Here is a 22,757-nt window from a genome sequence, read left to right on the forward strand (position 1 = left end):
GGATCGACTTATGAGTGATGAAAGAAAATATTCGGACGGTGATATTGAGAATAAAATTGCTCGATATCTATCTGAACATGATGGAAATACGACTAATATTATCCAGGATCTTCCGGAGGGGACGGTATTTCATAACTTTACCAGCGCGCGAAGCAATTTGATTTCATGGTATCCGTTTTTATCGAATGATCGTGTTTTAGAAATTGGTGCTGGTATGGGCGCGTTGACAGTGCAGCTAGCTCAAATGTGCAGACAGGTTGTTGCATTGGAGCCCTCTATAAAAAGAGCACAGATTATTTCTTTGCGCTGTCAGCAATATACTAATGTGGAAGTTGTACCGCAAGGCATTGATAAATACCGCAGTGAGGAAAAATTTGATTATGTGCTGCTTATTGGTGTATTAGAATACGCAGGTGTTTCGCTAAAGGGAAATCATCCGTGGAAATCCATGCTGAATATGCTTAAACCTTTCCTCAAAGAGAACGGCAAGGTACTGTTGGCAATTGAAAATAAGTTTGGATTAAAGTATTGGTGTGGTGCAGCCGAAGATCATACGGGAATTCCGTTTGATTCGATTAATAACTATCAGAAAAGCAAGGGTACTACAGATCGCTACCAAGGTACAGCAGGCGTACGTACGTTTTCTAAGGCAGAATTAAATAATATGTTTGAGCAAACAGGCTTGCGAGCATTGAAATATTATTATCCGCTGCCAGATTATAAATTTCCAATGCTTATTTTAAGCGATGAAAGTACAGATAAGCAGATGGTTGCGGACGTTAAATACAATTATCCAGAAGAGTCGTATCTGATAGCTGATCCGAGAAAGATTTTTTCAGAAATCGTTCAAAATGATTGCATGGATTTCTTTGCAAATTCGTTCTTGATAGAGATTGGGGTAGAAGGATCGTCTGCGCAAGCATGCAATAGAGATACCATTACGTTAAAACGAGACTATAAACCACAATATCGTATTGACACTATTCTGGAGAAAAATATTGTATTGAGAAAGTCTGAAAATACTCTTGCAGATGAGCATCTTGCTGACTTGGTGGAAAATACAGAAATTCTGCTGGGAAAGGGTATCCCATGTGTAAAACAAATGAAGATTTGCAACGGAGAAACAGAAGCAGTTCGTGTAGATGCACCTAGGGCAGATAAGGTATTTAAACAGGCAATAAATGATGAAGATTTTTCTTTAGCATTTGAAATGCTTGAGAAACTTCGGACATATATTTTGAAAAGCGGTTCGATAGTTGAGAAAAACGGACAGGCAGTACTAGAAGAAGGTTTTCCGGATTTAACTTTTCGAAACAGCTTCTGGACGAATAACGATTTGCTGTTTTTCGATCAAGAATGGAAAACAAAATATGTATCGATGGATTTCATCATGTTTCGATCCGTCAAATACGCAGCAGGTACAGATAATGCTTTGTATCGAGCGGTGCTTCAATATTGCGGATTATCGACAGAAAGGATGCAACAGCTAGAGCTGCAAGAGAAGGATTTTCTAAACAGTTTAATGGATTCGGAAAACTGTACATGGTTCGATAAGACGATGTATCAGGATCGTTTGCTTTATGAGAATAAAGTTGCTGCACAGCTTGCAAACAAAGATATGCATATTGCTCAATTGGAGCAGAGTGAACGCGATCTGCAACAGCAGCTTGGTGTACATAATAACAGGGAGCAACGGCTTCAGCAAGAGCTGCAGGATAGGAATTGTGAAAATAGTACTTTGCTTCGACAGCTCAATAACAAACAAGGACACATCGAATTGTTGCTCGAAAGTGACCGTGAACTGGAACGCATCAAGAACTCTCGTTCCTGGCGATACATGGGTTATGTATGGAAGATTCGTGATGCACTCATCCCTTGTGGGAGCAAGCGGAGAATGCTTGGAAAAATCATCGTAAAGTTTGTGAAACATCCGATTCGTTTCATTGGAAAGTGCTCGCCGGCACGTATCCATAAATTCTTTATGACCTTGAGACGCGAGGGAACAGAAGGTGTCAGCCGACGCCTTGATGATTGCCTGATCGGAAACAATATTCAGAAGACACAACTGGTACTAAATGAAGTGAATTTGACGGCACAGAAAACAGCAGACGATTATGAAGTACTGTATGTTCCGGCGCAGGACAAGCCGGTCATTTCCATTGTTATTCCGGTATATAACCAGTTTGAATATACGTATCTCTGTATCAAATCTATTCTGGAGAACAGCGGCGATGTTGCATATGAAATCATCATTGCGGATGACTGCTCGACTGATTTGACAACGGAAATCGATGAAATCATTCACGGCGTACACACGATTCATAACGAAAGCAATCTTCGTTTCCTGCGTAACTGCAATAATGCGGCTAAACAGGCGCGAGGACAGTACATTCTGTTTCTGAATAATGATACGCAGGTACAGGCGGATTGGCTTGCTCCGCTCATTGAGTTGATCGAGCGGGATGACAGCATTGGCATGGTCGGCTCTAAGCTGGTATATCCAGATGGTCGCTTGCAGGAAGCGGGCGGCATTCTCTGGCAGGACGGCAGTGCGTGGAATTATGGTAATCGTGCAAATCCGGATGAACCGGAATTCAATTATGTGAAGGAAGCTGACTATATTTCCGGTGCGGCAATTATGATCAGAAAGTCACTGTGGGAAGAAATCGGCGGCTTTGACGAGCGATTTGTACCGGCTTACTGTGAGGACAGCGATTTGGCGTTCGAGGTTCGCAAGCATGGCTGTAAAGTCATGTATCAGCCGAAATCGGTTGTTGTTCACTTTGAGGGCGTTTCTAACGGTACAGACACTACGAGCGGTCAAAAGGCATATCAGGTGACGAATCAGAAAAAGTTCCTTGAAAAATGGCAGCGGGAACTTCAGGAAAATCATTTGCCGAATGCGGTTGATCCGTTCCGCGCACGTGAACGTTCAGTACATAAGAAAATTCTGTTGATGGTTGATCATTACGTACCGCATTACGATAAGGATGCTGGCAGTCGTACGGTGTATCAGTATCTGCAGCTGTTTGTTAATCAGGGCTTCAGCGTAAAATTCATCGGTGATAATTTCTTTGCTCATCAGCCGTATACGGATACGTTGCAGCAGATGGGCGTTGAAGTGCTTTACGGACCGTATTATGCAAAGCACTGGAAGGACTGGCTGAAAGAAAACGGCAAGGACATTGGCTATGTATTTCTCAATAGGCCGCATATTTCGGTGAAATACATCGATGCAGTCCGTGAATTCACGAATGCGCGTGTTATTTACTATGGACATGATCTGCATTTTCTCCGTGAAAAACGTGAGTATGAGTTGACCGGAGATGCAGCATTGTTACAATCCTCGGCAGATTGGGAGAAGAAGGAGCTGGAGTTGATTCTCGCTGCTGACATGGCGTATTATCCTTCCTATGTCGAAGAACAGGCAATCCATGAGATTGCACCGCAGGCTAAGGTGAAGGCGATCCCTGCATACCTTTTCTCGGATGTGGAGGAGTGCGAATATCACTTCGATAAGCGAAAAGATCTGATGTTCATCGGAGGCTTTGGCCATCGACCGAACGTGGATGCAGTGAAGTGGCTGGCAAATGAAATTATGCCTGCGTTGGTAAAGAAACTGCCGGATATTCGTGTATATATTCTGGGTTCTAATCCGCCTGAAGAAGTAAAACAGCTGGCAACCGAAAATCTCTTGATTAAAGGCTTTGTCACGGATGAAGAATTGCAGGAATATTATCAGAACTGCCGAATTTCTATTGTTCCGTTGAGATATGGTGCGGGCATCAAGGGCAAGGTGATCGAAGCAATGCGTTTCGGTACGCCTGTAATGACGACAAGTGTGGGCGCGGAAGGCATAAAGGGTGCAGAAACCATTCTGGACATTGCCGATGAGGCAGCTGATTTTGTCGAGCAGCTTGCAGCATTGTACCAGAATGAAGCAGAGCTGGTACGCAGAAGCAAGGCTTCGTACCAATATATCCGAGATAACTTCTCGTTTGAGAATGCGAAAAAGGTCATTGGACCAGAATTTGATTTGGAGTAAAGATATGATTATTCGATCTAAGGCACCGCTTCGGCTCGGATTGGCAGGTGGGGGTACGGACGTATCCCCTTACTGCGATTACTATGGCGGCACGGTACTCAATGTCACGATTGATATGTATGCGTATTGCACGATTGAGCCAACAGAAGACGGGGAAATTGAATTCTACGCGGCTGATCGTAACGAACTTGTGCAAGCGGATTCGGTAGCGGAATTGCCGATAGAGGGAGATCTGGTGCTGCATCGCGGAGTATATAACCGCATTGTTTCTGATTACTGCGGCGGTAAGCCGTTGTCATTTAGGATGACTACCTACTCCGATGCACCGGCAGGAAGTGGTTTAGGTTCGTCCTCTACAATGGTGGTTGCAATCATCAAGGCCTATATGGAATGGCTGAATCTGCCGCTTGGGGAATATGATATTGCCGCTTTGGCATATCAGATTGAGCGTGTTGATCTGGGACTTTCCGGCGGCAAGCAGGATCAGTATGCAGCGACATTTGGTGGTTTTAATTTTATCGAATTTGAAAAGGATGATCGAGTAATCGTCAATCCGCTGCGTATCAAGAATTGGATCAAAAATGAACTGGAAAATTCGCTGATTCTGTATTATACGGGCACTTCGCGTGACAGCGCAAAGATCATTGATGAGCAGATTAAGAGCACTAAAGAGAAAAACAGCAATTCTCTTGAGGGAATGCACACACTGAAACGAGAAGCATATGTCATGAAGGAGTGTATTCTAAAGGGCGATTTCGACGGCTTTGCAGCATGCCTTCAGCGTGGCTGGGAAGCAAAGAAAAAGACCGCATCTGTAATTTCGAATCCGTTTATCGATGAGATGTACCGTTTCGTTATGGATAACGGTGCAAAGGCGGCAAAGATTAGCGGAGCTGGCGGCGGCGGATTTATGATGATTTACTGTGATCCGGTTCAGCGTTTCAGCTTGGTTGAAAAATTAAAGAAAACGCAGGGAACTGTCATGCTGACCAGCTTTACGGAGCGCGGTACGCAGGCATGGACGCTGTATTGATGACCCAATAGAAAGGCAGCTTTTATGAGAGAAACGACAATGAAAATTCTGCAGGAGTTAGAGCAAAGGTATCCTGCATTAAAAACCTGTATGCCGGAAATCACACAGGCAGCCTCAGCATTGGTGTCCTGCTTCTGGCAGGATGGAAAACTGCTGGCGTGCGGAAACGGCGGCAGCGCAGCAGATTGCGAACATATTGTCGGAGAACTTATGAAAGCGTTTCGCCTGCATCGCCGTTTAGATACGGACAAGCAGAGACAAATCCGAGAAACTTATCCAGAGCAGGCGGACGTGATGATTGCGAATTTGCAGCGAGCGGTGCCAGCAATCTCCTTAGTCAGCCAGACGGCTTTGATGACGGCATTTGGAAATGACGTTTCAGCACAAATGCTGTTCGCACAGCAGGTATTGAGCTATGGTCGTCCGGGGGATTATCTGTTGGCAATCAGTACATCGGGCAACTCGGAGAATATTCTCCATGCGGCAAGACTTGCACATATTCAAGGGGTACGTGTGATTGCGCTGACGGGCAATGACGGAGGCAAACTGAAGGCATTAAGCGATATTGCTATCTGCGTACCGGCGGATATTACATATCAGATTCAGGAGCTCCATTTGCCGGTATATCATTGCCTGTGTGCCTGCGTTGAAAACGAACTTTTTGGTGAGGACTAATCATGGAAGCAATTGTATTAGCAGGCGGTTTTGGAACCCGCTTGGCGCATGTTGTATCAGATGTGCCGAAACCTATGGCACCCGTATGCAATAGGCCGTTTCTGCGTTTCATATTAGATGATTTGCAGGCAAAGGGTATTGAACGGGTTGTGCTCGCGGTTGGCTATAAGCAGGAAGTGATTCGAGACTACTTCGGCGCACATTATCGTGGAATGCAGATTGTGTATTCATCTGAAGATACCCCATTGTTTACGGGCGGCGCGATAAAAAAAGCACTGCAGTTATGCAGTGCAGAGCGTGTATTTGTTGTGAATGGAGATACCTTCTTCGATGTGGATCTGCAGGCGATGCAGCGAGAAAGTGCGCCGCTCGTTGTAGCTGTAAAGCGGATGAAGAATTTTGCGCGCTATGGAACTGTTCAGATTGAAGACGGTCGAATTCAGGCATTCCGAGAGAAACAGCCGTGCGATGAAGGCTTGATTAACGGCGGTATCTATCTGGTAAATAGAACGATTCTTGAAGATTATCCTAAGGATAAGTTTTCGTTTGAGAATGAGATTCTGGAAGCTAAGACAGCAGAAATAGAGATGGCTGCCGTGGAAAGCGAAGGATATTTCATCGACATCGGTATTCCTGAGGATTACGCCGCAGCACAGGAAACGATGAAAGAACGTGCTCCAATCAATAAAGCGGCTTTCTTCGATAGAGATGGTACGATCAATGTAGATATTCATTATCTGCATCGACCGGAAGATTTGCAGTTTATTGCTGGTATGCCTGAGTTTATCCGTAAATGGAATGACTGGGGATATAAGGTCATCGTAGTGACCAATCAGGCTGGTATTGCACGCGGATATTATGGTGAAAAAGAAATGCGAGCGCTTCACCACTATATGAATGAAAGACTGGCGGAGTATGGAGCACATATCGATGCGTTTTACTTCTGCCCACATCATCCGGAGATTACGGGACCGTGCCATTGCCGCAAACCGGAACCAGGTATGATCGAGGACGCGATTCAAGAGTTTGATCTTGATCCAGCAAAGTGTATCCTGTTCGGTGATAAGCCGTGGGATGTGGAAGCAGGGGAGAAGTGTGGGATTAAAAGTGAGATGATTGAAAACAAGGAGAATGAAGATGCTTCGAAGACTAAGCGAGAATAAATCAGAAAAGATGAAAATATCGATTATATTTGCAATTTATTTATTATATGCGATTGCAATTTTATTAAGTGATTGGATCGATTTGTTTTGCTTTATTTTGAAATGGCCACAAGCAAGTGTAATATCGAGAGTAATAGTGTTAATTGCGTGCGGCAGTATTACCTACATAATGAGGCAACGGGTAATAATTATTCGCGAAAGAAAAGATATTGTATATTGGTTAGGCGTATTCAGTATTTTGGCGCTTGGCATTATTAAGGGGGGCGTACCAGATACTTCCACAGATGTAATGAACTATCATTTGATAGCACAGAATCCAGGATTTATGCACAATTTCTCATATAATATAGCACCCGGAGATTTTCAGTTATTTGGATTTGCATTACCTGATAGAATGTTTTATTTGCCTCGGATTTTATTAGGATATCGTATGGGTACAATATTTGGTTCAATTGTCCTTATAATCATTTACACTCAGGTATATGAAATAATAAAAAATCTATTAGATGAGGATTTTGTGATTTGCCGGGAAAAAGTATCTGGTGCGTGGAAGAATATTGCATGGATTATAACACAAGAGGGAATTCTTGCATTTTTGGTCGTAATGACACATGATGTCGCACTTCAGTTTGGCACATATATGGTAGATTTATTTGGTATTCCTTTTGCATTAGAATTGCTCAAAATTCTCTTGTTTCAGGATACAGAAAAAAAACCGAACCATGCGTATGTTGCTTTTCTGTGTGGAATGCTGTTTTGCATGAAAATGACAAATGTTGTATATGTAGTTCCATTGCTATGTATATATTTATATCGCTATAGAAAACAAATTACGATAAAAGATTTTGTAATTAGCTTTTTTACAGCGATTCTACCAGTATGTGTATATCTAATTTATAATATGATAGAAACTGGAAATCCGGTTTTCCCATACTACAATAAATTATTTCAGTCTGAGTATTTCCCCATTGAGAATTTCAAAGACACGCGCTGGGGGCCAGAAACGATTAAAGATTATTTGCTCTGGCCAATTTATTTAATGTTTCGACCAGGCTATCGCCAGTCGGAAATACCTAATAAATGGGCAATTGGCAGTATAGGAATATGGATAGCTGTTATCTGGAAAGTAGTAACTATTTTTACGTGTAAAAACAACGTAAAAAAGAATAAACAGTATAAACAGATGACAGTGCTTTGTCTTGTATTTGTAATCTCATATGTGTTATGGATTGTGACAACAGGACATATTCGATATTTTATCCTTGGTTACATGGTGGGAGGAATTATTTTTATCCAATTTGTTTCGACGTGTTTTACAAGGTTAAAATATCATTGCTATATCGTCGCCACAATATTGCTGGGAATTTTCGCCATAGGACCGGTTGCTAATATAAGCGCTGACTTAATGGGATATGAATGGAGTTGGCGTACATTAGATAAATATAAAGGCAATGTTACTAAAGTTTTTTCTGATTATCAATTTGCAAATGTAGAACAATCAGAAAAAATAGATGCTTTTTTGATGAATGATGGATCAAAAGGTAGTTTCGCTTATCAGATCAATAAAAATGTACCGATTATTTTTAATGGATATGTACATAACCGCTTAGCAAATGAGCAGCAAGAAATCGCATTAAAAAAAATAGATACTATGTTCGATGAGGGATTGAATATTTATGATATGTTTTATGTCGCTGAAGGCGATTTTGAAACTCACATCGAAAAATTAAATGAATATGGTCTTAAGCTAATGAATTTGGAATGGCTTAATGGTCACTTGATTGATAGTAATAATTTGGTATTAATGAAGTTGGGAAAAGGACAAAATACATATTGCTATGCATCTGCTTTAAATCAAGAAGAGTTATATATAGAACCACAGACATCTCGGATTGAAGTCGAATTTTGCGGAGGTCTAATTAATAACTTTGGTTGGTTTCAGCAAGCAATTGATAATGCTCAATTACAGGTAATCATATCGGATGGATCTGCGGTTATCAAGCAGGATACTATTAAAATTGAGGAAGAAGAATTTTATAAGCTCAAGTATGCGTTAGATTTAAAAGAAAAACATACGCTGAAAATTGAATTTAAAATTACGGATGGAAATGGCGTAGAACAGGAGAGTATTGAGCCGTATCACTTTGCCATAGTATCTACAAATACAGAAAACTGTTCAGTACATTCTTGATAAGAAAAAGGAGAAGAATATGGATAAAATCGCAGTATTAATACCCTGCTACAACGAAAGTGCAACGATTGCAAAGGTTATAGCAGACTATCGCGCAGTTTTGCCGGAAGCAACGATTTACGTTTACGATAACAATTCGAGCGATGGTACGGATAAAATTGCGCGTGCAGCAGGCGCGGAAGTGCGCTATGAGCATCGACAGGGTAAGGGTAATGTTATTCGTTCTATGTTTCGTGATATTGAAGCGGATTGCTATCTGATGATCGATGGTGATGACACATATCCGGCGGAGAATGCGCGGGATATGGTAGGCAAGGTGTTGGATGACGGATATGATATGGTTATCGGCGATCGTCTGTCGTCTACATACTTTACAGAAAATAAGCGTCCATTCCACAACACGGGTAATGTGTTGGTGCGCAAGCTGGTAAACAGCATTTTTGGCGGCAACGTTACCGATATTATGACCGGCTATCGTGCATTCAGCAGATTATTCGTTAAAAGCTTCCCGGTTCTTTCTAAGGGATTTGAAATTGAAACCGAGATGACCATACATGCATTGGACAAGAATCTGGCATTGATCTCTGTCCCTGTAGATTATCGAGATCGGCCTGAGGGCAGTGTGTCGAAACTAAACACGTTTTCGGATGGGTTTAAAGTTCTTAAGACGATTGGCCGTCTTTTTAAGGATTACAAACCGCTTCCTTTTTTTGGTATATGCGCAGCGGTATTGATGATTATTGCGTTGCTGCTGCTTTGGCCTGTTCTGAATGAGTATCATCAGACAGGTTTGGTCCCGCGACTGCCAACTTTTATTGCTGCCTGCTTTATGGCGTTGTTTTCCTTGCAAACATTCGTCTGCGGTTTAATTCTTGATACGCAGAGCAAGAAGAGCCGACAGAATTTTGAGCTTCAAATGACGATTCTGCAAGGCATGGGAAACGATGAAAAATAAGGGCATAACGGAGATGTTCCGCCTGCTATGGAATTGTGATTGGTCTGGATTGCTGTATGCTCCAACGAATAACGGATGGCTTCAGTTATTCCGTTATGGTTTTGTAGGCGGCGGCGCATTTGTTGTTGATTTCGGTGTTTATTGTATTCTGGGATGGCTTGGAATGCAGTATCTGCTGGCAGGAATTATTTCATTCATTGTGGGCTTCGCGTTCAACTTCCTTGTATCGCGTTGGATGATATTTCGATCTACGGCATCTTCGAAAATCGACGTGCGAGAGCTAATTTCGGTATTGGCGATTTCAGTAATAGGACTGCTGCTTACAGAAGCATTGCTTTTTGCAGGAACAGATTTGATAGGATTGGATTACCGAATCGCAAAAATTGCTGCATCGATTCTCGTATTGTTCTGGAATTATGCAGCACGGAAAATATTTGTCTATAAATAAATAATGGATAGAGGAAAAAGTATGAAAGGTCTAATCTTAGCCGCCGGCAAAGGCACGCGCCTTTACCCGATGACAAAACCGATGAGCAAGCCGTTGCTTCCGGTTTACGACAAGCCCATGATTTATTACCCGCTTGCAATTCTTATGCAAGCGGGCATTTCCGATGTCATGGTGATCGTTCCGCCGAACGAGACAGATACATTCCGCGCGCTGCTCGGCAATGGAAGTCAGTTCGGCATTCAGATTTGCTATGCAGAACAGCCTGTCGCGCGTGGTATTGCGGACGCACTTCTGATCGGTCGAGAGTTTGTGGGCAACGACTCGGTATGCCTTGTGCTGGGCGATAACATCTTCCACAGCGATACGCTGCGTGAAGTGCTCTGTAAGGGCGCACAGCAGCAGAACGGTGCAACGGTATTCGGCTACTGGGTCGAAAATCCGCGACCATTCGGCGTGGTAGAGTTTGACGAGGATGGACGGGCTATTTCGATTGAAGAGAAGCCGCGCCATCCGAAAAGCAATTACATAATCCCCGGCATTTATTTTTATGACAATCAGGCGATGGAGATTGCGGCAAATCTCACGCCGTCTCAGCGCGGCGAGCTTGAAATCACTGACGTAAATCTGGAATATCTGCGCCGGGATCAATTGCAGGTGCTCCCGCTCGAGCGGGACGTCGTATGGTTAGACGCTGGTACAGCAGACAGCCTGATGGACGCCGGACAGACTATTCGAAATATCCAGGCTGAGACAGGACGCTATGTCGGCTGTCTGGAAGAACTGGCGTTCAATCAGGGATGGCTGACAGAAGAACAGGTGCACAAAGCCGGACAAGAGCTCGGCATGACGCTTTATGGACAGTACTTACAGTGCTTATAACGGAGGGTATAAAATAACAGTTTTGTTAGCAGGCGGCGCAGGCTATATTGGATCGCATACCGCTGTACAGCTTTTGATGAGTGGACACGACGTAGTAATCGCAGATGATTACAGCAACAGTTGTCCGGAGGTTATCAATCGTATAGAAGAAATCACCGGAAAGCAGGTTCACGCCTATGAGACTGATGTAAAAGATAAATTTAAGGTACAGCAGATTTTCGCAGAAAACAAAATTGACTGCGTGATTCACTTTGCCGGTCTGAAGGCAGTCGGTGAGTCGGTGCAGCAGCCGCTGAAGTATTATCGCAACAACATCGACACCACGCTGACGCTGCTTGAGTGCATGCAGGAGGCAGGCGTCAAGCAGTTTGTTTTCTCGTCTTCTGCAACGGTTTATGGCGAAGAAAATGCGATTCCGTATATTGAGACGATGAAACGCGGCAGCTGTTCCAACCCGTATGGCTGGACTAAGGTCATGATGGAGGAGATTCTTGAGGACGCGGCAAAGGCCGACTCGGAATTGACCGTCGTTCTTCTGCGCTACTTTAACCCAATCGGCGCACATGAATCCGGTCGTATCGGTGAGGACCCGCAGGGTATTCCGAATAACCTCGTGCCGTATATCGCGCAGGTTGCCGTCGGCCGCCGCGATCATCTCACGATTTTCGGCAACGACTACCCCACGCCGGACGGCACCTGCCGCCGCGATTACATTCATGTGATGGACCTCGCGGACGGTCACGTGAAGGCGGTTGAGTACGCCGCACAGCACAAGGGCGTTGAGGTGTTTAATCTTGGTACCGGCACGCCGTACAGCGTTCTGGAGATTGTTCACGCGTTCGAGGACGCGACCGGCGTTGCAATCAAGCATGAATTCGGCGCGCGCCGCGCAGGCGACCTGCCGGAATTCTGGGCGAATGCAGATAAGGCCGAAAAGGTGCTCGGCTGGAAGGCAGAGCGTGACTTGACGGCTATGTGCAGAGATACCTGGCGCTGGCAGAGTGGGAATCCGGAAGGGTATACTTCTGGAAATTTAATAAATACTATCAAGTTTAATACTGTACAACTCAGTTCAACATAAGTGTTGGTTTTCTTATATTTATATATAGGAAAATCTGTTCTGATTAGGCATCAGTGATGCCCCAGCCGAAAGGGCAGTGGATGTTATCGAATTGCCACTTCCAATACTTTGTGAACGATATGACACGAACTGTATGGCTGGCCATGATTCTCCGTGGGCTGTCGTCAAAGATGATTCGATTACAGAAATTTGCAATAAGCTATCATTTTAGGATCGCTAGATAAATATTATCGCGGGAATTGCGTAGTATATTTACATTAAAAGTTCTGGCATTTTATTGCGGTATAGCAAAACTGAAACGCGGGAAAGGCGGTGCTGAAAGTCTGCGCGGAGGGAGCTCTTGTGGTGATTTATACACGGAAAGTGTTATACAGTGTTGAAAGAAATGCTGGAAATTTTTATAAATTTGTAGTATAATTTATAAAAATAGAGTAATACACATAATTGTTGAGAATGTGAAGGGCACTTGAAAGGAAACTATGCACATGGATAAGAAATATCAGGTGTTTATAAGTTCTACATATAAGGACTTAATGGAAGGAAGAGCGAAAGTGCGTGATGCAATTCTTTCAATGTATCATTTTCCAGTGGGAATGGAGCTATTTGGTGCAGCAAATGAGGAACAATGGCAGATAATCAGTGAAACTATTGATTCTTCCGAGGTATCTATATTATCCCAATGAAAAAAGGTGAATTTAAAGCAAAGATTGAGTTGATGTGTGCGGAGTATGAAGATCCAGAAAAACAGAATTGATCTTTGTATGTCAATGACAATATATTATAGATAATAAAAGTAGATGTTGCGCAGATAATGCTTGTTGCTTGACAGTATTTTATGTGATTACAGAGATATGAAAAAATAAATTTATTAGGTATTAATTATTATGGATAGTATTTTAAGACTTGCAAAAGAATATTCAAAAGATGATCATATATATCTTCTCCCATGTGATGATAATAATATTTTAGAAAATCTCAACTTTCTATATGATGAAAACTGGGAAACGCAAAGGACATCTTATCCATATGAAATATTAACATATCTATTTGATAGTTATTATGTTCTACCGCAGAGACCAGATTTGGCGGCACTTTTCTGCTGGCAAGCAATTAACCACTCATATTATGTTCAGGAATTGAGCGACAGCAATATAAAATTTTGCCAAGATACAAAGGGTATTGAGATTGTTCGAGATGCAATTTTAGAAAACTGGAATAATAAATATAAAACAATTTTAGAGCCTTTTTTTAAGAAGTTACCCAACAAGACATTTCATTATGTGGCGTCATATATGCTTAAAGGATATGCGATGGAGAAGAATGGAATTGCAGAAAAGTACAGAGCATCTTCATATAAATCGTTAAAACGAAAGATTTCAGCGCTATTGGAAATCTTAGATAATGCCTATGGAAAAGCATACTGCCAGATTTGTAATCCGATACTTGATGGGAATGTGGTGAATTTTGGGATTAATGAAGCTGATAAAGAAAAAAGTCGAAGAATAATACACAGTTTTGGAACAAAGCTAAAAATACTTATGCTCGGAGAAGAAACTGAGATTACATTTCATGATGAGGAAAAAACAAAACAAAAATATAGATTCACAGATGAAGAAAGATTATCGTTTGTTCTGTTTGGAATACTTTATGCTTCACGTTGTAACAACTTTCACGGTAATGTTGCTGCTCGAATGAACAGTATTAATGCCAATATAGATACGTTTAAAATGTACACAGATATATTTTTGATGGAGTACATTATTTTGGCAACCCATATGAATAGTCAAAATGTATTCTCTGATTCAGCATTGGACAAAGTTAAGAAAAATGTTAATTTAATGATATAAGAAAGTACATTTCCCTTTACTGAATAATCCGGGCTCCGTGTCTCTACTGTCCGGAAATAGGAAACCGCAAATCCGCTTTTAAGGGAACCAGCATTCCGGTGGCGGAAACCTTTATAATAAATCCGCTGATAGCGTATAATCAAGTTCGCAAAAGCAAATAGGCAATAGACAAGCCATCAGGGCTCCTGTAAAATGATAGTTGTCGAAAAAATCATGATGTAAAGGAGAGACCCTAATGGCACACAAATAGAATACCACAAATCTGACAGAATTGCTACTGCAATGTGTGACGCAGCCGGATCCGATGCTGAGTATGCTGGAATGGCTGTGCACACACCTCATGGAGCCGAGGTCGATCAGCAGCTGGGCGCAGAGAAAAGTCAGTGCACGGACGGCAGGAGCGGATACCGCAGCGGTTATCGTCCACGCCGCTTGGATACCCGAATGGGCACGATGCACCTCATGGTGCCCAAGGTTCGTTAGGGCGGCTACATTCCGTTCTTCGTCACGGAGCGCAAGCGCAGTGAAGCGATGCTCGTACAGGTGGTTCAGGAAGCCTTCGTGCAGGGCGTTTCCACTCGAAAAATGGAGAAGCTGGCACATAGCCTCGGCATTGAAAATCTATCCAGAAGCCAGGTCAGTGAGATGACAAAAGGGCTGAATGAGCAGGTCGAGGAGTTCCGTAATCGCTCCCTTGCTGATACAGTATACCCGGTTCTCTGGGGGGATGCACTGTACGAAAAAGTTCGAGTAGATGGAAGAATTGTCAGCATAGCGATACTTATCGTATGCGGTGTGGACGAAAATGGACATCGAGATATCATCGCCGTTGAACCTATGGCCGAGGAATCCAGGAGCTCCTATGGAGTGCTGTTTCAGAATCTGAAAGACCACGGTCTTTTCACGCCCAAGCTTATCATTTCAGATGCTCACTCCGGGCTGGTTTTGGCAATCCGTGAGTCCTTTTCCGGTGCCTCGTGGCAGCGCTGCAAGGTGCATTTCATGCGGAATATTCTTGTCTATGTGCCGCAGAAAGAGAAGAAAGTCTTTGTCGCGGTACTAAAGGAAATCTGGCTGGCGCCCACGGCGGAGATAGCGAGAAAGCGGGCATATGATGTGATCGACTCCTACGCCAAACGCTTTCCGAAAGCGGTTCAGTGCCTTGAAGACGGATTGGAAGATTGAATCGTGAAATTCGGAGACGTACCAGCGTGATTGGAATCTTTCCGAATGAAAGGGCTTATGTTCGTCTGGTGACAACGTATCTCATGGAATATGCTGAGGACTGGTCTGTTTCCAGAGCCTACATAAGCCATGAATCTATTGCGGCAACTCTGACCATCGCAGCTTAACTTCATTTTTCAGGAGCCTTTTTGCGAACTTTACTTGACGCGGTCGGTCCGTCCGTATTGAGTCCATATTCACAACAGACCGTTTTATATGCGACGGCAAAATTATTTTTATAAATAAAATAATCGCTGTATGCGGATTGATTTCCACATACAGCGATTGCTTTATTTGTAGGGAGAAGTATCTTGAAACGAGTAATGCTAGAAGACTTCGGAAATGAGCAATGATTATTCCATAGTGTATATTACACGCTCGACCGTGGTGCCTGCCGGAACGTGCAGGGTAATGGTCGTTGTGCTGTCTGCATCGCCGAGCTGATGCACCGGAGTGGTGCCCTTTCCAGCCGCATCAAACGTCACGGTGGTGCCGCCTACCTCGGCGGTGATACCGGCGGCGTTACTGCTCTGTACGGTCAGAGCATAGTCACCGTCGTTCTTGATGACTGCGGTGAAGGAAATAGTGCAGTCGGTATCTGCGGTGAATGCGCCGCCCTCGTTCCACGATGCGCTGCCCTCGGTGACTTCGGCGAAGTCGGGCTGGTTATCAGCGTTGACATCTGGCGCGGAAGCGGTATCCAGCACCAGATTGGAGAACGTGTTCATTGCGGTGCGCATATCGTAGGAATCGGTTGCCGAGATGGCCAGCACCTTGTTGAGAAAGGTGTTGTTGCGCTCGGTCAGTGTAACATCATCGAGTTGCTGTGCGTTTGTCTCGCACAGCTTGTTATAGGAGTTTACAACACGCTTGATATAGGTATCGTCTTTGATGCGCTCTACCGCGGACAGGCTTCCGACCGGATCGACGATGGCTTCCTCCAGACGAAAGATCTTCTGCCACTGCTCGGCGTTGGCACGGGTGTATTCCGCACCGCGGTCGAGAATATCAAATGCACGGCTGAAATCGCCGGTGTTGGCGTAATACTGCGCCAGCAGTACAGTGATTGTGTTGGACTGTACGCGGGAGAGCGATGCGGCGTACTTGGCGGCAAGCGTCTCGTCGTCGTAGTTGCTCATCAGATAGGACATCTTGTAGTCGTTTGCCTCAAAAAGGTCGATTTTTGCGCCCAGTTTGAGGTCGTCAAGGGTCAGATTGTCGCTGTTCAGCTTGCCCTGCGCGATCAGGTTGAGACCAATCAGCACAGTGAATACCGCGCAGACGACGGTTACCGGCCAGCGCACCGCACCGCCCTTGTTCTTTTCGGGCAGCTTGAGACGGAGCGAATCCGCGCAGAATACGGTGATAGCTGCCAGCACGGCGAAGAACATCGGCAAGCAGGAGCCGGACGACCACGTTACATCGGTAACGGCTTGACCGAACATCTGCAGCACGCAGGCCGCGAGCAGCATGACGATGAGCGGCTTTTCCTTGCGGCTCTTGACGAGCGCCCAGACAGCCGTGCCCAGCATGGACAGGAACGCCAGCAGACCCAGCACACCGAGGTCGCAGAGCGCTTCAACGTAGTGGTTGTGGGCGTATTTGGTCTCGTAGTAGTAATCCTGCACCGAGGCAACGCCGTTCTCAAAGCCACCCAGACCGCGGCCGAACACTGGTGCGGTTTTCCACAGCTTGATAGCGTCCTGACGGTATACGCCGCGCTGTACGACGTTGCCGTTTGCGGTCAGGTCCTGAATACGGTCTGCAATGAAGGCGGGCAGCAGCTTATAGCCCAGCTTGACACTGCCGTTCTTTGCACCGGTGTAGGTGGCGGTATTGATCGTCACGCCCGGCTGATCGCAGGAGATGTAGAAGAACACGAGCTTGCTGTCCTCGGGCACGGTGAAGGTAATATCGTTATCCGTGGAGGCGTTTGCAAGGTCGGTTTCGTTATTCTGCACCAGATTGTTGGTGTTTTTGTACGCAACACGCACGTTTACCGGCGCGGAGGCATCCACACTCAGCGTGTAGTCGCCGGCGGGCAGGTCCGCGGTACGGCGGAAATCGCCCTCGGTGCCGAAGGTGTACGCACCGGTGACATTGAGTGCCGCGATCAGATAGATGGTGATCACGACCACGATACCGGCAACCGCACCGATCAGCAGCTTGCCCTTATCCGCGAGACGCTCGGCCAGCTTGCCGCGCACGCCGATCTCGAGCAGACAGGCAGCGACGCAGCCGACTACGAGCATGATCATCGGCAGGGGGGAGCCGGTGACCGTGTCACCGAAGCCCTTGACCGATACCGCGCCGACGATTAGCGCGATGACCGCGGTCTGGAGCAACAGCAGGAACAGACCGGAGCGGGTCTCCTTGGGCGAAAGCACGAGCATGAGCACGCATGCTGCGACAAATACGCCGAGCGAGCCCATCGAGAACGCCAGCAGGTAGGAAACTGCATTCACCATCAGCAGAACCGTGCACAGGATACGCTGTCTGCGGCTCTCAGAGGTGAGCACCAGCCACAGAGACATCAGGCACGCGACGGACATCAGACCTGCGTAGATGTTCGGGTTGCCGAGAATGGTGTTCAGACGGGAGTAGAAGTACGCGCCGGTGTTGTCATAGCCGCGGCCGACAAACTCGAGCAGCGGACGCACGGGGCGCATAAGAATGTTGCAGGATGCCGCGTCAATAGACAGCAGTCCGACCGGAGCGGCTGCTGTTGCGAGCACCGCTGCAATGCGGCGGAAAGACTGCTTGCCATTGTCGGAGAAAAGCACGATGGCCATGAACACCGCAAAGGCAATCAGATTGCAGGAGAATTCCGCGATGGCGAACTTGCCCGAGCGGGCATAGAACGTCGATAAAGCCTCCAGCAGCAGATAGGCCAGCAGTGCAAACGACGGTGGACTCATCAGGCGCTTGATGCGTGCTTTGTCTGCGAACAGCATCATGCCGATGATGCCGACCGCACCGAGCAGACCGAGCACCTTTTTGGTCGTGTAGGTGCCGTTCTGTGCAAAGCAGCTGATCACGCACAGGGCGATGATCGCCGCACAGCACAGCCAGCCTTTTCCGGCGTTGGATTTTGCTGTTTTTTCAGTCATTCTGAAACCTCCTTAGGTTGATTAGGAATTGCTTGAGAATAAATTGCGGTGAGCGTGGGGAATACCGCGTCAATACCGTATGGAACGGCGGTCTGTACCGCGGCGGCGCTCATCTGTGCCTGCAGGGCAGGCTCGGCGGCCTGCTTTACAGCGCGGATAAAGGCGTTTTGGTCGTCATAGGGGAATAAAAGGCCGTTCTCGCCCGAACGCACTAAATCTTCGTGCCCCTTGACATCGGAGAGTACCGCGGGCAGACCGCAGGCCATGGCCTCCATTACATTAAAGGGAAGTCCCTCGCTGCGGCTGGAGGACACGCAAAGGTCGGCAGCACGGTAGTACTGCTCGATGTTGGACGTAAATCCGGGGAAGCGAACGCGGTCGGCAACGCCCTTTTGCTGCGCGAGTGTGCGGCAATCATCGAGCAGTGCACCGCGGCCGGGCAGAAGGAGTACGGCGTTCGGCAGCTCAGGCATGGCGCGGATGAGCATTTTCTGGTTCTTGCGGCCGGAAAACTCCGCCGCGTAGATGAGCACGAGTGCGTTTTCAGGCAGTTCCATCGCACGGCGCAGGGCGCGTTTTTCCTCCTGTGAGGGAGGGGAGAACCGCGTGAGTGCAATGCCCATGCCCGGGGTCGGGACGATGTGCCGTCCGAGCCGGTAGCGCCTGGCGATCTGCTCGTCCTGCCGGTTCATGGTCAGCAGCCAGTCGGTGACAGGCGCGGTCATGCGCTCGGCGCTGAGCAGTAGCGTGCGTTTGAGCAAGGGAGTGCTGTCATCAAACAGATAGCCGTGTGCGGTGTTCATCACCACGGGACGCTGCCTTTTCGGCAAAAGCTGCACCGCCAGACGCGCAAAGAACGCGGCAAGCGAGGTGTGCAGGCTGATCATGGCGTAATTTTCACGCCGCAGCAGGGAGCGGAGCTGCAAGACTGCCGCAAAGTTGCGCGGCGAGAACATGCTTTTTTCAAACGGCAACGGAATGTATCGGCTGACACCGCGCAATGCACGCTGCTCGCCGCCAGCTGCCGCATGAACCTCATAACCCTGTTGTGCCAACCACTCGGTATAAGGCTGATGAAAGGACGCTAAATGCCCAAATGATGAGGCAATATATAGTAGCTTTTTGTTACCGTTCACAGTGTGACCTGCTTTCAGAGAAAAACGCAGGCAACTTACGCCGCCTGCGCACGTATTTATAGCAAAATATTACTCCGAAACGCCTGTTTTGTCAAGGTTTGGTGAGATATTATCGTCTTGCTGGAGAGAATTTATTTGGCGAGAAAAGTCGTTTACAGGTGGTAAAATTATGCCGGATGTGATAAACTTATAAAATTGGTATCGATTACATATAATAGGAGGAACCAAGGTTGATCAAAGAAAACCAGCGGACACTCAATCAAATCAACGGATTGACTGACGTGTTGATTCTTTTCCCCTGCATGATCCTTGCATATTTTATCCGTTTTACGCTGTTCCACGGCATGCCCGGGCACATCGGCTTGTCGTATTATCTGATGGCGGTGCTGTGTGTTTCGCCGCTGTTCTGGCTGCTGTACGGTCTGATGGGACTGTATGATTCGTTCCGCGCCAAAAACTTTTTGCAGGAGTTCAGCCTGCTGCTGCGGAGCAACACCATCATTTTCGGTATTTTGCTGGCATTTTTCTTTGCGTTCAAGCAGTTTCACCTGTCGCGTTGGACGCTGTTTGTGTTCTTTGCGCTGGCAACGATCGCGGTGGCGGTCAAACGATGGTTTCTGCGACGGCTGCTGCGTTCGTTCCGTGAGCACGGCTATAATCTGAAGCATGTGCTGCTGATCGGCTGTGGGGAACAGGCGCAGGCGTACTGCCGTGCGGTGCAGAACGACCGCACGCTGGGCTTCTGCGTGGACAGCTATCTTGCACCGCGCGACTGCATGCCGGGCATTGCCTATCGCGGTACATACGATGCGCTGGCACATGTGCTCGAGCATGCCGCACCGGATGAGGTGGTCATTGCACTGGAGGCGGACGAGTACCCGTATCTGCAGAGCATTATTGCGAGCAGTGAGAAAAACGGCGTGAAAATGTCGCTTATCCCGTTTTACAATAAGTATATGCCGTCGCGTCCGTCGATCGACGAGGTGGGGGACGTGTCGCTGGTCAACCTGCGTCATATACCGCTGGATAATATCGGCAACGCGTTCCTGAAGCGGGCGGTGGATATTGTTGGCTCGCTGCTGTTGATCGTGTGCACATCGCCTATTATGCTGTTCGCAGCGATTGGTGTTAAGCTGTCCTCACCAGGCCCGATCCTGTTCAAGCAGGAACGTGTGGGATTGAATAAAAAGCCGTTTTATATGTACAAATTCCGCTCTATGCGCGTGAATGATAAACAGAATACCGGATGGAGTACCAACAGTGATCCGCGCAAGACCAAGTTCGGCTCATTCATCCGTAAGTTTTCGATCGATGAGCTACCACAGTTCTTCAACGTGCTGATGGGCGATATGAGTCTGGTCGGACCGCGGCCGGAACTGCCGTATTTTGTAAACCAGTTTAAGGAAAGCGTGCCGCTGTATATGGTCAAGCATCAGGTGCGGCCGGGCATCACCGGCTGGGCGCAGGTGAACGGTTTCCGCGGTGATACGTCGATTCAAGGACGGATTGAGCATGATATTTACTATATTGAGAACTGGACACTGCTTTTTGACATAAAAATCCTGTTTATGACGGTGTTTAAATTCAGTAACAGCGAAACTATTGTCAAGTGAGCCGAGTGGGTGCATTTGCAATTATTTTTAGTACTGTAATGTCGCAAGAGTAGGTGAGTATGCTTGCGCACATAGGGTATTTTATGTTATACTATGGATACAAAATTTTTTAAGACTGTGGCTCCCCTGCTTTTTTAATTGCGTTAATGATAAAGAAATGGGAAATTCCAGAGTTCTTGAATGGGAAAAGACCTGTACGTTGTGTACAGGTCTTTTTCTGTGTGGATTATTTGAGATGAAAGGTCATGCGTTTTTCAGGACTTGTGATTTTGCGTATCTTTCCAAGAGGATCGACTTCGCACTTATATAGTGAGCGAAGACTATAGAAAGGAATCGATGTACGAATATAGTGTTTATCGAGTGTAGAGATCTCAAAGGTTCCACTCTTTATTTTATCATTGTCCAGATATAAACCAATTCGATAATTCATAGAAAATTCTCCTATAATACAAAGATATCCCGACATAAGGCCGGGATAGAGCCTTGTGGTGCCAAACCTGAGTGTGGCAACGCTACTTTTTAATTGCGTTATAAAGCATATTCCGTATAAGCGGAAACAGGAAAATTTGCAACATCAGTTGCTATGGAAGGAAGGGATACCTTATTATATGATGGTGGTTGCTCTGCGGGAGAACGGGGGAAAAGTGTAACACACATAAATGTAACATTACAGGTAATGTTACATTCATGTTACGGATGGCAAACTGCGCTTGACCCCTGTGTTTGACTATGGTAATATACTTAACGACGAGTGAGAACTCGTACAAAATTTTTTAAGGAGGAAAACCCCTATGAAGAATCTCAAAAAGGTTCTTGCACTGGTACTGGCGTTTGCTTGTGCATTCACCATGTTCGCTGGTGCAGCGTCTTACAGCGACAAGGCTGACATCAAGGCAACCACCGCTGTAGACATGCTCTCTTCTCTGGGCGTAATTCAGGGTTACGAAGACGGCTCTTTCAAGCCGAACACCACCGTTACCCGTGCTCAGATGGCAAAGATGATCTTTACGATCATGAATGGCGGCAATGACAATGCCAAGGCCTACACCTCCCTGCCGACCAAGTTTACCGATCTGCCGACCGCAGCTTGGGCACAGGGCTACGTACGTTACCTGCAGAACACCGGCATCATCGCTGGTAAGTCTGTAACCAAGTTTGCTCCGAACGATACCGTAACCGGTCTCGAGGCTGCAAAGATGGTACTGGTAGCTGCTGGCTACAATGCTCAGAAGGCTGGCCTGACCGGCGCAGCTTGGGCTCAGAACACCATGAAGTACGGCCAGCTGAACAACCTGTTCGAGGACGTTGACACCGACCTGAACGCTGCTCTGCCGCGTCAGTACGCTGCACAGATTCT

General features: G+C 46.3%; 16 protein-coding genes and 1 pseudogene. 14 read left to right on the forward strand and 3 right to left on the reverse strand.

What is annotated here, in order from left to right:
* Nucleotides 1–10: 10 nt before the first annotated feature.
* The 12 genes and pseudogenes from PGS25_RS10410 (at nucleotide 11) to PGS25_RS10465 (ending at nucleotide 15,669) form a co-directional block, all read left to right on the forward strand.
* The gene (locus PGS25_RS10410; RefSeq protein ID WP_270418582.1) at nucleotides 11–4,045 is read left to right on the forward strand and encodes a glycosyltransferase; all 4,035 of its coding nucleotides are present in this window, start codon (nucleotides 11–13) and stop codon (nucleotides 4,043–4,045) included.
* Nucleotides 4,020–5,078, forward strand: a complete 1,059-nt coding sequence (locus PGS25_RS10415) for a GHMP family kinase ATP-binding protein (protein ID WP_270418583.1) — start codon at nucleotides 4,020–4,022, stop codon at nucleotides 5,076–5,078. Before PGS25_RS10410 ends, PGS25_RS10415 begins: the two co-directional genes overlap by 26 nt.
* A gap of 39 nt (nucleotides 5,079–5,117) precedes the next feature.
* Nucleotides 5,118–5,753: a D-sedoheptulose-7-phosphate isomerase gene (locus PGS25_RS10420; RefSeq protein ID WP_270418585.1), complete on the forward strand. Its 636-nt coding sequence runs from the start codon at nucleotides 5,118–5,120 to the stop codon at nucleotides 5,751–5,753.
* A 2-nt stretch (nucleotides 5,754–5,755) separates the two neighbouring features.
* Nucleotides 5,756–6,916 (forward strand): HAD-IIIA family hydrolase, encoded by a 1,161-nt coding sequence (locus PGS25_RS10425; protein WP_270418586.1) that lies wholly within the window; start codon nucleotides 5,756–5,758, stop codon nucleotides 6,914–6,916.
* Nucleotides 6,891–9,107 carry a hypothetical protein gene (locus PGS25_RS10430; protein WP_270418587.1) on the forward strand — a complete coding sequence of 739 codons (2,217 nt, stop codon included), beginning with the start codon at nucleotides 6,891–6,893 and terminating at the stop codon, nucleotides 9,105–9,107. Before PGS25_RS10425 ends, PGS25_RS10430 begins: the two co-directional genes overlap by 26 nt.
* Nucleotides 9,108–9,126: 19 nt before the next feature.
* Nucleotides 9,127–10,062: a glycosyltransferase family 2 protein gene (locus PGS25_RS10435; RefSeq protein WP_270418588.1), complete on the forward strand. Its 936-nt coding sequence runs from the start codon at nucleotides 9,127–9,129 to the stop codon at nucleotides 10,060–10,062.
* Complete coding sequence (locus PGS25_RS10440; RefSeq protein WP_270418590.1) at nucleotides 10,052–10,510, forward strand: GtrA family protein; 459 nt, start codon at nucleotides 10,052–10,054, stop codon at nucleotides 10,508–10,510. The genes PGS25_RS10435 and PGS25_RS10440 overlap by 11 nt, the downstream gene beginning before the upstream one ends.
* Before the next feature lie 21 nt (nucleotides 10,511–10,531).
* Nucleotides 10,532–11,389 (forward strand): glucose-1-phosphate thymidylyltransferase RfbA, encoded by an 858-nt coding sequence (gene rfbA, locus PGS25_RS10445; protein ID WP_270418591.1) that lies wholly within the window; start codon nucleotides 10,532–10,534, stop codon nucleotides 11,387–11,389.
* Nucleotides 11,364–12,470, forward strand: coding sequence for a UDP-glucose 4-epimerase GalE (gene galE, locus PGS25_RS10450; RefSeq protein WP_270418593.1), 1,107 nt, complete (start codon nucleotides 11,364–11,366; stop codon nucleotides 12,468–12,470). Before rfbA ends, galE begins: the two co-directional genes overlap by 26 nt.
* Nucleotides 12,471–12,955: 485 nt before the next feature.
* Nucleotides 12,956–13,153 (forward strand): DUF4062 domain-containing protein, encoded by a 198-nt coding sequence (locus PGS25_RS10455; RefSeq protein WP_270418595.1) that lies wholly within the window; start codon nucleotides 12,956–12,958, stop codon nucleotides 13,151–13,153.
* 201 nt (nucleotides 13,154–13,354) lie between these two features.
* The gene (locus tag PGS25_RS10460; RefSeq protein WP_270418597.1) at nucleotides 13,355–14,317 is read left to right on the forward strand and encodes a hypothetical protein; all 963 of its coding nucleotides are present in this window, start codon (nucleotides 13,355–13,357) and stop codon (nucleotides 14,315–14,317) included.
* Between the two features lie 262 nt (nucleotides 14,318–14,579).
* Nucleotides 14,580–15,669: pseudogene (locus PGS25_RS10465) on the forward strand (IS256 family transposase).
* Nucleotides 15,670–15,894: 225 nt separating this feature from the next.
* Here the strand turns inward: PGS25_RS10465 and PGS25_RS10470 are convergent.
* Nucleotides 15,895–18,651 carry an O-antigen ligase family protein gene (locus tag PGS25_RS10470; RefSeq protein WP_270418599.1) on the reverse strand — a complete coding sequence of 919 codons (2,757 nt, stop codon included), beginning with the start codon at nucleotides 18,649–18,651 and terminating at the stop codon, nucleotides 15,895–15,897.
* The gene (locus tag PGS25_RS10475) at nucleotides 18,648–19,787 is read right to left on the reverse strand and encodes a glycosyltransferase (protein WP_270418600.1); all 1,140 of its coding nucleotides are present in this window, start codon (nucleotides 19,785–19,787) and stop codon (nucleotides 18,648–18,650) included. The genes PGS25_RS10470 and PGS25_RS10475 overlap by 4 nt, the downstream gene beginning before the upstream one ends.
* Nucleotides 19,788–20,017: 230 nt before the next feature.
* Between PGS25_RS10475 and PGS25_RS10480 the strand changes: the two genes are divergently transcribed.
* Nucleotides 20,018–21,400, forward strand: coding sequence for an undecaprenyl-phosphate glucose phosphotransferase (locus tag PGS25_RS10480; protein ID WP_270418602.1), 1,383 nt, complete (start codon nucleotides 20,018–20,020; stop codon nucleotides 21,398–21,400).
* A gap of 226 nt (nucleotides 21,401–21,626) precedes the next feature.
* Here the strand turns inward: PGS25_RS10480 and PGS25_RS10485 are convergent, their stop codons facing one another.
* On the reverse strand, nucleotides 21,627–21,830 hold the full coding sequence (locus PGS25_RS10485) for a hypothetical protein (RefSeq protein ID WP_270418603.1): 204 nt from the start codon (nucleotides 21,828–21,830) through the stop codon (nucleotides 21,627–21,629).
* Between the two features lie 361 nt (nucleotides 21,831–22,191).
* Between PGS25_RS10485 and PGS25_RS10490 the strand changes: the two genes are divergently transcribed.
* Nucleotides 22,192–22,757: S-layer homology domain-containing protein (locus PGS25_RS10490; protein ID WP_270418605.1), on the forward strand; the 566-nt coding region annotated here is incomplete at its 3' end.

Origin of the sequence: Butyricicoccus sp. AM78-15b2TA, assembly GCF_027665985.1 — a bacterium.
GTDB lineage: Bacteria > Bacillota > Clostridia > Oscillospirales > Butyricicoccaceae > Agathobaculum > Agathobaculum butyriciproducens.